Here is a 12953-nt window from a genome sequence, read left to right on the forward strand (position 1 = left end):
AGCAGCCTTTCAGCAAAGGTATGAACCCAACAACTTGATAGATCTGACTAGTCGACAGGGCCGACATGCCCTGGTCGGCGTTACCCCTTGGTCAGATCAACCAATGGCCTCTGCCGCACCTCGGTTTCGCGCCCACCTTGTATCTCGCCAACCTGCTTCAAGGCCTTGTCCACTGCCACCTTGTCCGCCAACAAGCTGTAGCTGATGTGGAACTGCCTGTGTTCCTTCGGCCCGATTGTCGGCACCAGGTTCAGTGGCCGCTGGTAACGGCGGTTGTAGGAAAAACTCGTCCCCGGCTCGAGCCCGGTCACATAACCCTGGCCTTGTGTATCGGTATTTTTCCACAGGGAAAATACAGGCAATGTCCGAGTATTGAAGCCGACCGAAACGCCCAGATTGCCAGCCTTGTCATGCAACACGGTCAACGTATTGCCCTGGTCATCGGCATACGGCACCACGTTGTAAACCGTTTCGTCATAGTCCTTGGTCGGCGCTCGGTAGGTTTGCCAGTCGGGCAGATCTGCCCTTGCCTTGTCGTTGAATGGCGACACTTGCTTCACTGGCGCGGCAAAACGAGCGCCCTGCTCCAGAAACGGGGTGCTGAAGTTACTGTGATAAAGCGCCTGGTATTCCGTCGGATAGTCACCGCTGTTGGTCAAGGTGTCGTTGAGGGCGAACTTCACGCTGCCGGGTTCGGTGACCAGTTCGGTCACGACGGAGAAGTCGACTTTCTTGAATGCCTGCTCTTTCAGTACACCACGCAAGGTAATGGCGTAAGGGGGCTTCTCATCAATGTGCAGGGTGACTTGGTTCGCAGGAGTGTTGGCAGCCCGACCGTGCAGGGTCAGCAGTTCGCCGTTGTCGACGCCAGGGTGGCCGACCCATTCGTAACCGCAGCGGGTGACCAGTTCATTGAAACCTTCCAGCCAGCCCAGGCCATTGCGCCCGTTGAGGTCGATGAAGGACGGGTTGACCACTTCCTTGACCGGCGAATCCCAGCCCATGCGCACATTGCCGACCGACGCCTGCAAGACGTTCATTCCACGGGTCGGCACGACCGAAAGTTTCATCGTACCGTTATCGATGTCGACGATGCTGACACCCTCTTGCCGACCGCCGTGCAAGGTGCGCAAGGTAACGCTGAAGGGCTTGTCGGTTTTTACGCCAAGTTGCTGGCTGGTGATCTGCCAGTTCTGGGCGGCTTTGTCGGTGTCGAGCAAAACGTAATCCCAGGCCAGGGTGTTGGAAGCCGCAGTCAGGGCGCCAAGCGCAACGAATAGTTTGAGGAGGGGCATGGCAGGTTGCCTTTCTTGGAGTTGTTCCCTTTTATAGACTCGAAGAAACGTTTCAGCAAGCTAGCCAAGCGATGCTTTCGATTGGCACGGGTTTCTTTAGCTATTTTCGGGGAGTAGCCTCGGCACAGTGAATCTTTCGAGCCCGATCAGGTTATCAACCTTGTGAAGGCATCAGAGAAACAGAAAAACTGCACAACTCGATAGAATTTTCATTGCCATGCCAGACGGTTTCCCTGATTTGCCCTCACTGAACGCGTTGCGTGTTTTTGAAGTGGTGGCTCGTCGCTTGAACTTCCGTGTGGCTGCCGAGGAACTGGGTGTGACCCAGGCGGCAGTTGCCCAGCAGATACGCGGGCTGGAAGCGAGCCTGGATCTGCGTTTGTTTGAACGCCTACCCCGCGGTTTGGCGTTGACTGATGCAGGCCTGGGCTATAGCGGGAGCATTCGAAGTGCACTGGCCATGATCGACGAGGCAACACGCCTGCTTCGGCCACAGACTTCTCACCTGACAGTCAGCGTTACACCTACCTTCGCCTCAAAATGGCTGATTCCCAGGCTCGGCAATTTTGCGCAGAGTCATCCAGACATCGATTTGCGTGTGCTGGCAACCGATCGGCTGTCGCACTTCAGCACCGATGGTGTGGATATCGCTGTCCGTTATGGCAAGCCCGAGTTCGGAGCGGGCTTGAATAGCGAACTGCTGATGGAGCAGCTAATCGTTGCGGTGGCCAGCCCAAAGCTGTTCGAAGGCAGCGAAATACCTGCAAGCTTTGCGCAATTGCAGGATTTCGTCATGTTGCACGATGCCCATAATTTCTGGCCTCAGTTCCTTGCAGAGCTGTTCCCACAACACATGCAGCCCACAGCCAGAAACCTGCGTTTCAATCAGACCTCATTGGCCATTGAAGCGGCAATCAGCGGTCAGGGCATTGCCCTGGCCAGCCCTGCGTTCGTCGGTGATGACATTGCCGCAGGCCGGCTGATGCAGGTTTTTACCCAGCAACTCAGGATCGACAAGTCGTTTTATCTGGTCTGGCCACGCAAGATGAAACAGCCGGACTCGTTGAGCGTGGTCCAACGCTGGCTCAAGCAACAAGCTGCCGATAGTTAATCTATCGTAATAGTGAAGTTTAGCTGTCTCCCTCACCAATGGGGCTGCTGCTAAGGTGAATGCACCTGAAAAATCAGCATTGGGAGATTGGAGGCAGCATGTCAGTAGAAAAAGTTGCGATTATCACGGCAGGTGGCAGCGGCATGGGCGCCGCAGCAGCGCGACGCCTGGCCGCCGAAGGCTTCAAGGTTGGGGTTCTTTCCTCTTCGGGCAAGGGCGAGGCGTTGGCTGCCGAGCTCGGCGGTATTGGTGTAACCGGTAGCAACCAGTCGGTTGAAGACCTGCAACGCCTGGTCGATGCTGTCGTGGAGAAGTGGGGCCGTATCGATGTGCTGGTCAATAGCGCCGGCCATGGTCCACGCGCGCCAATCCTGGAAATCAGCGACGAGGATTGGCACAAGGGCATGGATACTTACCTGCTCAATGTCATTCGCCCGACTCGCCTGGTGACGCCTTACATGCAGCGTCAGAAGAGCGGAGTGATCATCAACATCTCCACTGCCTGGGCGTTCGAACCCAGCGAGCTGTTCCCGACTTCGGCGGTATTCCGCTCGGGCCTTGCCGCATTCACCAAGATCTTCGCCGACAATTTCGCCGGCGATAACGTGCGCATCAACAATGTCCTCCCCGGCTGGATCGACAGCTTGCCGAGCACCGAGCAACGCCGCGACAGCGTGCCGCTCAAGCGCTACGGCACCAGCGAAGAAATCGCTGCGACCATTGCGTTCCTTGCTAGCGAAGGCGCGGTCTACATCACTGGGCAGAACATCAGGGTCGATGGCGGCGTAACACGCAGCATTTGAACGTCCGTGGCCGCAGCACTGCTGCGGCCCTCGTTTCATGGAGCCTGGTTTTTTCATGCTGGACGATCTGTTTCAAAGCATATGGGCGCAACTGGCGATCCCGGTCGGCCCGGTGCGCAACCCTTATCGGCTCATGCAACTGTCCACCCTGGACGAGCAAGGATGGCCCGTCTCCAGGACAGTTGTACTGCGAGATGCCGACGCCCGTGCAGGCGCGCTGTACTTTTACGCGGACAGGCGCTCGGCAAAATGCACGCAGATTGCCGTTGATCCACGCGTTGCACTAACGGCACTGAGCCCTTGCGGCCTGACCCAGGTGCGCATGGAGGGGCTTGCCACCCTGGTCGAGGACATCGAGTATCGACGACGCTGCTGGTCGACGGCGCGTGACAAGACACAGGCATTGTTCCGTCATGGCGCTGTGCCGGGGCAGGTGATTGAAAGCCCTGAAGTCGCCTACGAACGCATCCAGGGCGGTTTCGAGCACTTCGCAATCCTATGCATCGAGCCGCGAGCGCTTGAGTGGCTGGATCTCACACGACCCGTTCAGCAACGGGCGCGCTTCCTGCGCCATGAAGGATTGTGGCAATCCTGCTGGCTGGCTCCCTGAGGCAGGCTTCTCGTACAGAACATGCAAACAGGAGTAATTGATGAAAGGTTACTGGATCATTCTGGGGACTGCTGTTACCGACACGCAGGCGCAGCAGGAATATGGCCGGTTGTGGGCGCCAATCGCCGAGCATTATGGCGCCAGGCTCAAGGCTCTCGATTCGACAGCGCTGGTCGAGTCGCATACCAGCACACGGGCGCTGGCGGTCGAGTTCGACAGTTATGCCCAGGCCCAGGCGTGCTATGCCGATCCCGCCTATTCGCAAGCAAAGGCGATGGCATTACGCGCCTATCGTCGTGAGTTGCTTATCGTTGAGGGGGATTTAGGCTGATCAAGGGTTCGCTGATACGGATGCCATGGGACGATAGCGTCCGGCATTGTTCCTCTCCTCCAGTGCAATACTGAACAGCTCTGCCAAAAGAAAAGGCACCCGCAGGTGCCCTCTCAATACCGTTTACGGAATGAATCGAGTGCCACAAGCGTGGCACATCCAAGTGCGGCGCCACTCTTCCAATTTGTCGTACTGTGCGACGTTGAATTTCCAGTGGCGAACGAATCCAATTACACCGACGGTGATAAATATCGCGCCTATGAAGAACCTTGACCAATCAACGCCCCAGAAGGTGTTCATAAGCTTGAGGCCATCGTACAAGATGATTGCACCAACCCCCGTAAGGATGACCGGGCCAAGCAAGCGCTTACCTGGAGGTGGACCGACGCTTGCCGCCAAATTGGTCTGATGCCGACCTGAAGTTTCAACGGTCACGCTTGGTCCGAATCCGGATTGGGACTGCGCTTGGTGGGTTGCTTGTATGTGAGAAGTGCCAGCAGCATGGATGATAGACAGAAGCTGGACGTTTTGACCTTGGCATTGCGGGCAGCAGATTGCGTTATTGCTCACCACGTATTCATTCCTTTGAGGGGTGAAAGGCGAGCATTCTAAGGCAATTGCATACATCAGCGCACTACGCGACTTTATCCGAGCGCTATTCACGACTTACCCCGCCCACAAACAAACCTACCATCCACCCCATCTGTGTAGGAGGACCGCCATGGGCGCACTTCGAGCAGCACAATGGCAGTACGACAACCAGTTGCCGCCTCCGGTGAGCGAGAGCGCGGCTGAGGAAGCTGAGGCGCGCTGGTTCGACGATGGCATCGCGGAGCTGTTGGCGCGCCGTAACGTAGTCTTCCAGCGCAACTTCCACCAGCGTGGCGTGACCTACGAGCGCTTCGCCCAAGCGGTGGATGAGTTCGCGATGGGCCAGCTTGAAGAGATAGCTCGGCAGCTACTCACTCCTTTTGCCAAGGAAGCGGTGCTGGCCCAGGCCGAGGACGCGGAATGAATCCCCACAGCGTGGCGGTGAGCGCCATCGAGGCAGCAATCGAGACGATGCTTCTACCGGGTCTGGCCCGGTGGAGGATGCGAAGGCGGAGACGATGGTCGTCGCCTACTTCTCCATCCTCGATCCTCGTCATCGACTCCAACGAGTTCAAACATTACTGCGAGCGCATTCGGCGTATTGCCGTTCGGCGCAAGGAGGCTGCATGACAACGCCACTGATCACCACGCTCATTGATGAGCAGGTCGCTGAACTGCCCGAGAGTCAGGCAATGCCCGGCGACCGGGTGCTGATGTTGTTCAAGGGTCCAACCTTCGCGGCCGCGATGCACCAGGCCGAACTGGCCAGTATCGAAAATCCGCAGGCCTGGAACTGCCGGGCCTGCATCTGCGGAGAGTCGACCTTGGGCTACGAGGTTCGGGTGTGAACTCCTACCAGCGGGCCCGCCACTTGGTCATTTGGCGCGAAATCAACACCCAAAGAGCCCGGCACCGGGCCAGGCTTTTACATTTAGGCCCATCTACAGCTGAACGTTATTCCAATGGGCGCTTGTGATAACTATAACGCTCTGCATGGGATACCCTCGATGGGTCCGGCGGGCCCTGCTTCTGCCCTCTTCGAAAGGGAGGGCTGTCGAAATTGTCGTCACAGTTCTCTTGGAAAGCGCTCTCACTCTGATCGACTGATCTCTGTAGCCGCCCCTCATTATCGGCTGGCTGACTGACCTGTCTGTCACTATCTACGCCATACCTATCTCTGGACATACACACCTCTCAATGCTCAGAAGTCCTGAGCTATTTGAGTATGCGCTTCCCACTCTTCCAGAAGAGATAAAGCGGACCACTGGGACAGGGCTTGGGCTGAGTTGGCATCCAGATCGTATGCTCAATCCAGCTCACTCATACGCCTGTCGCCTGTTTCTTTCATTTTGAAAAGGAGGGTGAAACTGCCGGTAAGGCTTTGCCGTAGCTCTTGGGGCATTGCGAAGGAAAAATGGATGAGCCACGAACCATCTTTCAATCGAAATGTATCACCCCGGTAAAGAGCTACATCCGCCTCGCTCACTCCAATCCGCACGGCAATATCTGAATCACTTGGCGCATCAAACAAGGTTGTGCCCTCACGTTCACCATGGAGCGAGCAAGCAGTGCATCTGGGCGCGCTATCGTTTGTGAATCGGCTTGGCCGTGTGAGGGTTCGTCCAAACGACCTTCGGCTTGCTCGCTAGCACGCCGCTGACTCCAGAAGGAACGCTTTCAATTTGGCCTCCCTGCTTGATGAACAAGTCAGTCTGTTCATTCAAGCGCTCATGGGCACGCTGCGTCTCTGGGGATATGGCCTGGTGCATAAAAGCTACCTCTTAAGTGAGAAGCCGCAGAAAACGGCTACGCAGTCACTATACAGGGAATTTGAAGCACCCGTGGGAATTAGAGCAAGATACTGAAAAATGCCGACATAATAAACGCAAAATCCTGCAAGTTTTGTTTAGAAATCCGTAAACCAAACCATCCGCCGCCGCTATAGCGCAGCATCTGCAAGCATTTATCGCCGCTTTTCTTCGCGTCCCGGTGAGGCGCAAATGCCCGCCATAGCGCACAACCATAGCCGACGCACAGGCCGCTTGGCCTACATCAGGGCTTGACCTGGCATTTCCCCTATTTCAACTGACGGCGCCGGCCTGGCGCGAGGTTTTCCAATGTCCACAACCAACATGCGCATCTGGGAGCAGGTGCAGACCACCGATACCCGCTGCACCAAGAACGCCGAGGTCGGCGGCCAGAAGATCACCAACCTGAACGGCACCGCGATGGTCATGAAGGCGACCGAAATGTTCGGCCCGGTCGGTATCGGTTGGGGCTGGAAGGTGCTTGAGGAGCGATTCGACGACGGTCACGAGGTGTTTTCCGGCGAAGGCGACAAGCGAATCTGCTTGGGCCGGGAGATCGGCCACACCGTCAAAATCCAGCTCTGGTTCATGCAGGACGGCCAGCGCGGCGAGGTCGAGCAGTACGGGTGCACCCGGCACCAGTACAAGACCAAGTACGGCATGACCTCTGATGGTGAGGCGCCGAAGAAGTCGTTGACCGACGCCATCAAGAAAGCCCTGTCCATGCTGGGCTTCAGCGCCGATGCGTATGCCCATCCTACGTCGCCGGCGTCATCAAGGTGGACGTGGCAGCTCTCTGGGCCGAGCAACCCGACAGGATGACGACCGTATAGGTCGAAAGCTTCGCATGCAGGCGCAGGCGCCGAGAGGCATGAAACCTAGTTTTCGACGTGGCATCCAGCTTCTTGTACAGATTCTTAAAGCTATCAGTTCCCGACATTGCGCGTCCTCCGTGCGACAGGCGCGCATCTTGTAATTGAGGCTTTCCCAGCCCACAGAAAACCGATCCAGCAACACCGACCCACGCGATGTGTTCATCAGGCTCAACCCGCTCGGCCTGAGCGAGCAAGTACTGCGCAAGGACAGTAATGGCTTCGAAGACCAGCGCACCCACAGCGACTACCTGCTGCTCCTGGCTGGCTACCGCGAAACGCACCAGCAACCCCTCTCCCCTATCACGAGCAGGCTACCTGGTCGAATTTTGGGAGAGTTTCTGTGGCAATGCGGCGAGCCCGTCCGACGCCCCAGGCTAAAGCCCTGGTCATTGATTCACCGGGACGGGAATCGAACGCCTCCTCGTGAAGGGCCATGCCCGTCGAGGCATAGACTCCAATGAACATTTGCGTGTTACCTGCGCGCGACAGTCGCACCTGTACATCTATGTGCGTTCCATCGCCAAGGGTCTCGTCATGAGTGCGGTGGTGAAGCGAAGGATCAGCCCATTGCCAGAAAACTTCACCGCGTATCCTCATGTCGATCTCCTACGACTTTAGTTGTATGCGATAGGTGAACTTTCACAATAGCGAACACGAAGCGGTTATCAACCGCAGCGGGAGATACTGAAAACTGAATCGGACAAGCGGCGATCAGTCTTCGTCCGGCGGCTCAGGCAGGTGCATCGTTGCAGCAAAAGCCATCCATTCTTCAAAAATGCGTCGGTGCTGGTCGCAATCCGATCGCCAGCTGGAGGAGGACGTCACACCATACACAACCTGACTCATCGTTTGAGCCGTGTAGGTATCGAGCTTTCGAAGCAGTTCGTACGCATGAAACTGTTGATCCTTGCTAATAGAGCTCATGTGATCCACCGCTAATGAGGAGCGAAGCACTCCTCGTGACCGGTGGACACCCCGCCACAGATTAAAGTCACCAGAACTTAAACTTTTTTCGCCAACTGCCGCGATATGGCGGCCAAGGACGAAGTCATGCCTGAAGACAGCAACCGGCTTGGCCGGACCACTTCCGCTATATCGACGAGATTAGCACTGACGGGATAGGCGCCGGTTTGCGTACCCGGATAAAGCGAAGGCCCTTCATTCCTACAAAGTGAGGAAGCGGCACCAGCTCGGACATGCCCAGCTCGCCATGGAGCGTGCCAAGACTGCTCTGGAAGATCTCAATGGCGTGGACGCGATTGCAGACGAGCGACTGTGCTCGGGTGGCGACTTCATCAAAGAACTGAACCGGGATGACTATTAATGACCCGCCTCGCCCTCTGCCTCCTGCTGCTGGCCACCGGCGCCAGCGCAGGCGAATTGCCCAAAGGTGTTGACGTCTTCCACGACGACGAGCGCGGCGCAACCTGCTGGACCTTCGGTTTCGACTGGCGCGACGGCATAAGTTGCATCCCCGACAGCCAGCTGCAGGCCGGCAACCAGCTCCAGCTTTCCCCGCACGAAACCCAACCCGAACCTACACCCGCTCTGGCGCCTGGGCGCTGGATTGATGAGAGGTATCAGCCGTGAGCCCCAGGATTGTCCCAAATGGCCGGGGTCAACAAAATCCGCAGGCATTAAAAAATGCCCCGCAACCTCAATGGTTGCGGGGCTTTCGAATGGTGGAGGCCGAGGTCGGAATCGAACCGGCGTAGACGGATTTGCAATCCGGAGCATAACCACTTTGCTACTCGGCCTCAAAGGTCGGATCTAGCAGCTTGCGCTTCGCTATCTCCTTGAAACGCTGAACCTTTTTCAAAGTTTGCTGCGTTTCGATGGGCGCCATTATGTCTTCATTCCTTTAACCTTGCAACCCCCTGAACGAAAAAAAATTTCAACGGGTTCAAGGTGTTAGCGCAGGCGGCCGAGTTTACTCCACAAGCCCACCACTGTTTTCTCCACGGTGCCACTGGCAGCCATGCCGATTCGCTCCTGCAGGCTCTTGCGTTCGGCGTAGTGCAGGTGGAACAGGTTGGTGTTGCGCGCGCGTTCGCTGAGGTACTCGTCGCTGGTCTGCAACTCGTCCACCAGCTTGCGGTTGAGTGCCGCGACGCCCAGCCAGACTTCGCCGGTGGCCACTTCGTCGATGTGCAGCTGCGGGCGATAGCGGGAAACGAAGTCCTTGAACAGCTGGTGGGTGATGTCCAGGTCTTCCTGGAACTTCTCCCGGCCTTTCTCGGTGTTCTCGCCGAACACGGTCAGGGTGCGCTTGTATTCACCGGCGGTCAGCACTTCGAAATCGATGTCGTGCTTCTTCAGCAGGCGGTTGACGTTTGGCAGCTGCGCCACCACGCCAATGGAACCCAGTACGGCGAACGGTGCGCTGACGATCTTCTCGCCAATGCAGGCCATCATGTACCCGCCACTGGCGGCTACCTTGTCGATGCACACGGTCAACGGGATGCCGGCCTGGCGAATGCGCGCCAGCTGCGATGCGGCCAGGCCATAGCTGTGCACCAGGCCACCACCGCTTTCAAGGCGTAGCACCACCTCGTCGCGCGGGGTGGCGAGGGTGAGCAGCGCGGTGATTTCGTTGCGCAGGCTTTCGGTGGCAGAAGCTTTGATGTCGCCATCGAAATCCAGCACGAAGACCCGGCCCTTTTCCTCGGCCTTGCCCTTCTTCTGCCGCTTTTCCGCCTTGGCCTGCTGCTTGCGCAGGGCCTTGAGCTGGGCCTTGTCGAGCAGGCCGGATTCCAGGCGCTCGCGCAGGTCCTTGTAGAACTCGTTCAGGCGGGTGACCTGCAATTGCCCACCCGATTTGCGCCGCCCCTTGCCGCGCAGCCCGGCGATGGCCGACAGCACTATCAGGATGGCGATGACCAGGGTGGCGGTTTTGGCGAGAAAGCTTGCGTATTCAGCAAGAAACTCCACGTTGACTCCTTAAAGACTTGCGCCACTACGGCGCGTAACTGTAGCAAGCATACCGTTGCGCCTGAGGTGCTGCCAGCCGTGGCAAACGCTGGCAACACCTTTCAAACAACCTTTTCAAACGCTTGTATGTTTTTTCGTTGACAGCCCGTGTGCCGCATCCTAACCTCGCAGCAACCTCCAACAGGCCGGAACCTTTCGTGGGCAACCTCTACCTGATCCGACATGGCCAAGCCTCCTTCGGCGCCGATGACTACGATGTCCTCTCGCCCGTGGGCGTGCGCCAGAGCCAGGCCCTGGGTGAGCACCTGGCCCAGCTCGGTGTAAGGCTGGACCGCTGCGTGGCAGGCGACCTGCGCCGCCAGCAGGATACCGCGCGCCTAGCCCTGGATGCATTGCACGCCAATGGCTGCCCGGTGCCGGCTGTTGAGACCGATACAGCATTCAATGAGTTCGATGCCGATGGTGTGATCCGCGCCTTGTTGCCCGGGCTGCTGCCTCAGGAGCCCGACGCCCTGCACATCCTGCGCAATGGCGCGCAGCACCGCAGCGAGTTCCAGCGCCTGTTCGCACTGATGGTGCAGCGCTGGCACGATGGCGAACATGCCGACGATGACCTGGAGACCTGGCAGGCGTTCACCGCCCGCGTGCAAGGCGGCCTGCAGCGCGTACTGGATGCTGCCGGTAGCGGCGACAATATCGCCATCTTCACCTCGGGCGGTACCATTGCCGCCCTGCTCCACCTGGTTACCCGTATTACCCCCGGACAGGCGTTCGCGCTGAACTGGCAGATCATCAACACGTCGCTCAGCCAGCTGAAGTTCCGCGGCCGCGACGTGGCACTGGCTTCCTTCAACAGCCAGGCCCATGTGCAGCTGTTGAGGGCGCCGGAGCTTGTCACCTATCGATGAGCCCGGCTTGTTGTGTCCCTGCGGGGACGTGTAAATCACTCTATAAGGAATGCGCCATGACCTCCGTAGCTGATGCCGTCAAAAAGATGCAAGAGAAGTTCAACCCATCCGCTGCCGCCGGCCTGGACCTGGTGTTCGGCTTCAACATCACCGACGAAGACAAGCACTACGCGCTGATCGTCAAGGACGGCACCTGCGACCTGCAGGAAGGCGAAAACCCGGATGCCAACTGCACCCTGGTGATGGATAGCGAAACCCTGAAGGGTATCGTCAGCGGCGAAACCGACGGCATGCAGGCATTCATGGGCGGCAAGCTGCGCGTTGAAGGCGACATGATGCTGTCGATGAAGCTCAGCGAGCTGTTCCCGTCCTGAGGGCTGGAAATAGCGGATGATCGAAAAACCGAAGCCTGACCGGCTTCGGTTTTTTTTTGCCCGTGCCCAACAGCCCGCACAAGGCCGCCTGGCTTGTGGGCACTTCCACAAAAACAAGTGAGCGCTATCAAGGCAGTTGATCAAACAGCAACACCCTCACCTATATGGCATCTGGCACGCTTGTCCCATCCCCGGCGGACCATTAGATTAGCCAATAGTCCTTGCGATCGAGAATAAGGAAAACGCATGACGCTCACCGACCAGTCCACCCAGGTACGCCCCGGCGAAGAACTCGACGCGGCTGTCATCGACCCTTACCTCAAAGCCAACATCCCCGGCCTGGATGGCCTGCCGAGCATCAGCCAGTTCCCTGGCGGCGCCTCCAACCTTACCTACCTGGTCAGCTACCCGGGCCGCGACTTCGTGCTGCGCCGTCCACCGTTCGGGCAGAAGGCCAAGTCGGCCCACGACATGGGCCGCGAGTTTCGCATCCTCAACCAGCTCAACAGCGGCTTCCCCTACTGCCCCAAGGCCTATGTGCACTGCACCGACAGCAGCCTGATCGGCGGCGAGTTCTACGTGATGGAACGGGTCAAGGGCATCATCCTGCGCTCGGACATCCCGGCCGAGCTGGACCTTGACGCCAACCGCACCGAAGCCCTGTGCAAGAGCTTCATCGACCGCCTGGTGGAACTGCACCAGGTGGACTACAACGCCTGCGGCCTGGCCGACCTGGGCAAACCGGAAGGCTATGTGCAGCGCCAGATCGAGGGCTGGACCAGCCGCTATGAAAAGGCCCTGACCCCTGACGCCCCGCGCTGGGAACAGGTGACCGCCTGGCTGCACGAGAAAATGCCCGCCGACCACCCGCGGCCCGGCATCGTGCACAACGACTACCGTTTCGACAACGTGATCCTCGATGCCGACAACCCCATGCGCATCATCGGTGTGCTGGACTGGGAAATGGCCACCCTGGGCGACCCGCTGATGGACCTGGGCAACAGCCTGGCCTACTGGATAGAGGCCGACGACCCGGCGCCAGTGCAGCTGATGCGCCGCCAGCCGAGCAACGCGCCGGGCATGCTCACCCGCCGCCAGTTCGTCGATTACTACGCCGAGCGCGCCGGCATCCGCCTGGACAACTTCGATTACTACTATTGCTATGGCCTGTTCCGCCTGGCCGGCATCGTCCAGCAGATCTACTACCGCTATTACCACGGCCAGACCCAGGACAAGCGCTTCGCCCAGTTCATCCACATGAACCGCTTGCTGGAGCAGATGACCATGCAGGTCATCGCCAAGTCCAGCCTCTGAGC

Annotated in this window: 15 protein-coding genes, 1 tRNA gene and 1 pseudogene; 11 read left to right on the forward strand and 6 right to left on the reverse strand. The window is 58.3% G+C overall.

What is annotated here, in order from left to right:
- Positions 1-80: 80 nt before the first annotated feature.
- Positions 81-1295 carry an aldose 1-epimerase family protein gene (locus tag GEV38_RS17505; protein ID WP_054572099.1) on the reverse strand — a complete coding sequence of 405 codons (1215 nt, stop codon included), beginning with the start codon at positions 1293-1295 and terminating at the stop codon, positions 81-83.
- A 217-nt stretch (positions 1296-1512) separates the two neighbouring features.
- On the opposite strand from GEV38_RS17505, the gene GEV38_RS17510 reads away from it, so the two are divergent.
- The 6 genes from GEV38_RS17510 (at position 1513) to GEV38_RS17535 (ending at position 5589) form a co-directional block, all read left to right on the forward strand.
- A complete protein-coding gene (locus GEV38_RS17510; RefSeq protein ID WP_054572100.1) occupies positions 1513-2406 on the forward strand; it encodes a LysR substrate-binding domain-containing protein in 894 nt (297 codons plus the stop codon).
- Positions 2407-2504: 98 nt separating this feature from the next.
- Entirely contained in the window at positions 2505-3209 is a 705-nt protein-coding gene (locus GEV38_RS17515) for an SDR family oxidoreductase (protein WP_173895907.1), read from the forward strand.
- A gap of 55 nt (positions 3210-3264) precedes the next feature.
- A complete protein-coding gene (locus GEV38_RS17520; protein ID WP_054572101.1) occupies positions 3265-3819 on the forward strand; it encodes a pyridoxamine 5'-phosphate oxidase family protein in 555 nt (184 codons plus the stop codon).
- Positions 3820-3859: 40 nt separating this feature from the next.
- Positions 3860-4150: a DUF1330 domain-containing protein gene (locus GEV38_RS17525; RefSeq protein WP_015270891.1), complete on the forward strand. Its 291-nt coding sequence runs from the start codon at positions 3860-3862 to the stop codon at positions 4148-4150.
- 721 nt (positions 4151-4871) lie between these two features.
- Positions 4872-5165: a hypothetical protein gene (locus tag GEV38_RS17530; protein ID WP_054572102.1), complete on the forward strand. Its 294-nt coding sequence runs from the start codon at positions 4872-4874 to the stop codon at positions 5163-5165.
- Positions 5166-5367: 202 nt separating this feature from the next.
- Positions 5368-5589, forward strand: coding sequence for a hypothetical protein (locus tag GEV38_RS17535; RefSeq protein WP_015270895.1), 222 nt, complete (start codon positions 5368-5370; stop codon positions 5587-5589).
- A 735-nt stretch (positions 5590-6324) separates the two neighbouring features.
- Here GEV38_RS17535 and GEV38_RS28060 read toward each other — a convergent pair.
- The gene (locus GEV38_RS28060; RefSeq protein ID WP_015270896.1) at positions 6325-6510 is read right to left on the reverse strand and encodes a hypothetical protein; all 186 of its coding nucleotides are present in this window, start codon (positions 6508-6510) and stop codon (positions 6325-6327) included.
- 348 nt (positions 6511-6858) lie between these two features.
- Between GEV38_RS28060 and GEV38_RS17540 the strand changes: the two are divergent.
- Positions 6859-7299: pseudogene (locus tag GEV38_RS17540) on the forward strand (Rad52/Rad22 family DNA repair protein); the annotation flags it as partial.
- A gap of 425 nt (positions 7300-7724) precedes the next feature.
- Here the strand turns inward: GEV38_RS17540 and GEV38_RS27785 are convergent.
- Entirely contained in the window at positions 7725-8021 is a 297-nt protein-coding gene (locus GEV38_RS27785; protein WP_054572103.1) for a hypothetical protein, read from the reverse strand.
- Positions 8022-8135: 114 nt separating this feature from the next.
- Positions 8136-8348, reverse strand: coding sequence for a hypothetical protein (locus GEV38_RS17545; protein ID WP_054572104.1), 213 nt, complete (start codon positions 8346-8348; stop codon positions 8136-8138).
- A gap of 399 nt (positions 8349-8747) precedes the next feature.
- Between GEV38_RS17545 and GEV38_RS17550 the strand changes: the two genes are divergently transcribed.
- A complete protein-coding gene (locus tag GEV38_RS17550; protein WP_054572105.1) occupies positions 8748-9014 on the forward strand; it encodes a hypothetical protein in 267 nt (88 codons plus the stop codon).
- Positions 9015-9107: 93 nt separating this feature from the next.
- On the opposite strand, the gene GEV38_RS17555 is transcribed toward GEV38_RS17550, so the two are convergent.
- Positions 9108-9181 (reverse strand) — tRNA-Cys (locus GEV38_RS17555).
- Positions 9182-9335: 154 nt separating this feature from the next.
- A complete protein-coding gene (gene sohB / locus GEV38_RS17560; RefSeq protein WP_054572106.1) occupies positions 9336-10355 on the reverse strand; it encodes a protease SohB in 1020 nt (339 codons plus the stop codon).
- A gap of 197 nt (positions 10356-10552) precedes the next feature.
- Between sohB and GEV38_RS17565 the strand changes: the two genes are divergently transcribed.
- The 3 genes from GEV38_RS17565 to GEV38_RS17575 all read left to right on the forward strand — a co-directional run bounded on the left by GEV38_RS17565 (position 10553) and on the right by GEV38_RS17575 (position 12951).
- Entirely contained in the window at positions 10553-11263 is a 711-nt protein-coding gene (locus GEV38_RS17565) for a histidine phosphatase family protein (RefSeq protein WP_015270903.1), read from the forward strand.
- A gap of 56 nt (positions 11264-11319) precedes the next feature.
- A complete protein-coding gene (locus tag GEV38_RS17570; protein ID WP_003257405.1) occupies positions 11320-11637 on the forward strand; it encodes an SCP2 sterol-binding domain-containing protein in 318 nt (105 codons plus the stop codon).
- 246 nt (positions 11638-11883) lie between these two features.
- Complete coding sequence (locus GEV38_RS17575) at positions 11884-12951, forward strand: phosphotransferase family protein (protein WP_015270904.1); 1068 nt, start codon at positions 11884-11886, stop codon at positions 12949-12951.
- Positions 12952-12953 lie beyond the last annotated feature (2 nt).

It is taken from the genome of Pseudomonas sp. 13159349 (assembly GCF_013305685.1).
Taxonomy (GTDB): Bacteria; Pseudomonadota; Gammaproteobacteria; order Pseudomonadales; family Pseudomonadaceae; genus Aquipseudomonas; species Aquipseudomonas asiatica.

What these genes read in the sequence shown, in the direction of transcription:
- GEV38_RS17545 (WP_054572104.1), bottom strand. Translation starts at nt 8,348, where the DNA reads ATGAGCTCTATTAGCAAGGATCAACAGTTTCATGCGTACGAACTGCTT.
- GEV38_RS17525 (WP_015270891.1), top strand. Translation starts at nt 3,860, where the DNA reads ATGAAAGGTTACTGGATCATTCTGGGGACTGCTGTTACCGACACGCAG.
- GEV38_RS17530 (WP_054572102.1), top strand. Translation starts at nt 4,872, where the DNA reads ATGGGCGCACTTCGAGCAGCACAATGGCAGTACGACAACCAGTTGCCG.
- GEV38_RS27785 (WP_054572103.1), bottom strand. Translation starts at nt 8,021, where the DNA reads ATGAGGATACGCGGTGAAGTTTTCTGGCAATGGGCTGATCCTTCGCTT.
- GEV38_RS17515 (WP_173895907.1), top strand. Translation starts at nt 2,505, where the DNA reads ATGTCAGTAGAAAAAGTTGCGATTATCACGGCAGGTGGCAGCGGCATG.
- GEV38_RS17570 (WP_003257405.1), top strand. Translation starts at nt 11,320, where the DNA reads ATGACCTCCGTAGCTGATGCCGTCAAAAAGATGCAAGAGAAGTTCAAC.
- GEV38_RS17575 (WP_015270904.1), top strand. Translation starts at nt 11,884, where the DNA reads ATGACGCTCACCGACCAGTCCACCCAGGTACGCCCCGGCGAAGAACTC.
- GEV38_RS17535 (WP_015270895.1), top strand. Translation starts at nt 5,368, where the DNA reads ATGACAACGCCACTGATCACCACGCTCATTGATGAGCAGGTCGCTGAA.
- GEV38_RS17510 (WP_054572100.1), top strand. Translation starts at nt 1,513, where the DNA reads ATGCCAGACGGTTTCCCTGATTTGCCCTCACTGAACGCGTTGCGTGTT.
- GEV38_RS17550 (WP_054572105.1), top strand. Translation starts at nt 8,748, where the DNA reads ATGACCCGCCTCGCCCTCTGCCTCCTGCTGCTGGCCACCGGCGCCAGC.
- GEV38_RS17505 (WP_054572099.1), bottom strand. Translation starts at nt 1,295, where the DNA reads ATGCCCCTCCTCAAACTATTCGTTGCGCTTGGCGCCCTGACTGCGGCT.
- GEV38_RS28060 (WP_015270896.1), bottom strand. Translation starts at nt 6,510, where the DNA reads ATGCACCAGGCCATATCCCCAGAGACGCAGCGTGCCCATGAGCGCTTG.
- GEV38_RS17520 (WP_054572101.1), top strand. Translation starts at nt 3,265, where the DNA reads ATGCTGGACGATCTGTTTCAAAGCATATGGGCGCAACTGGCGATCCCG.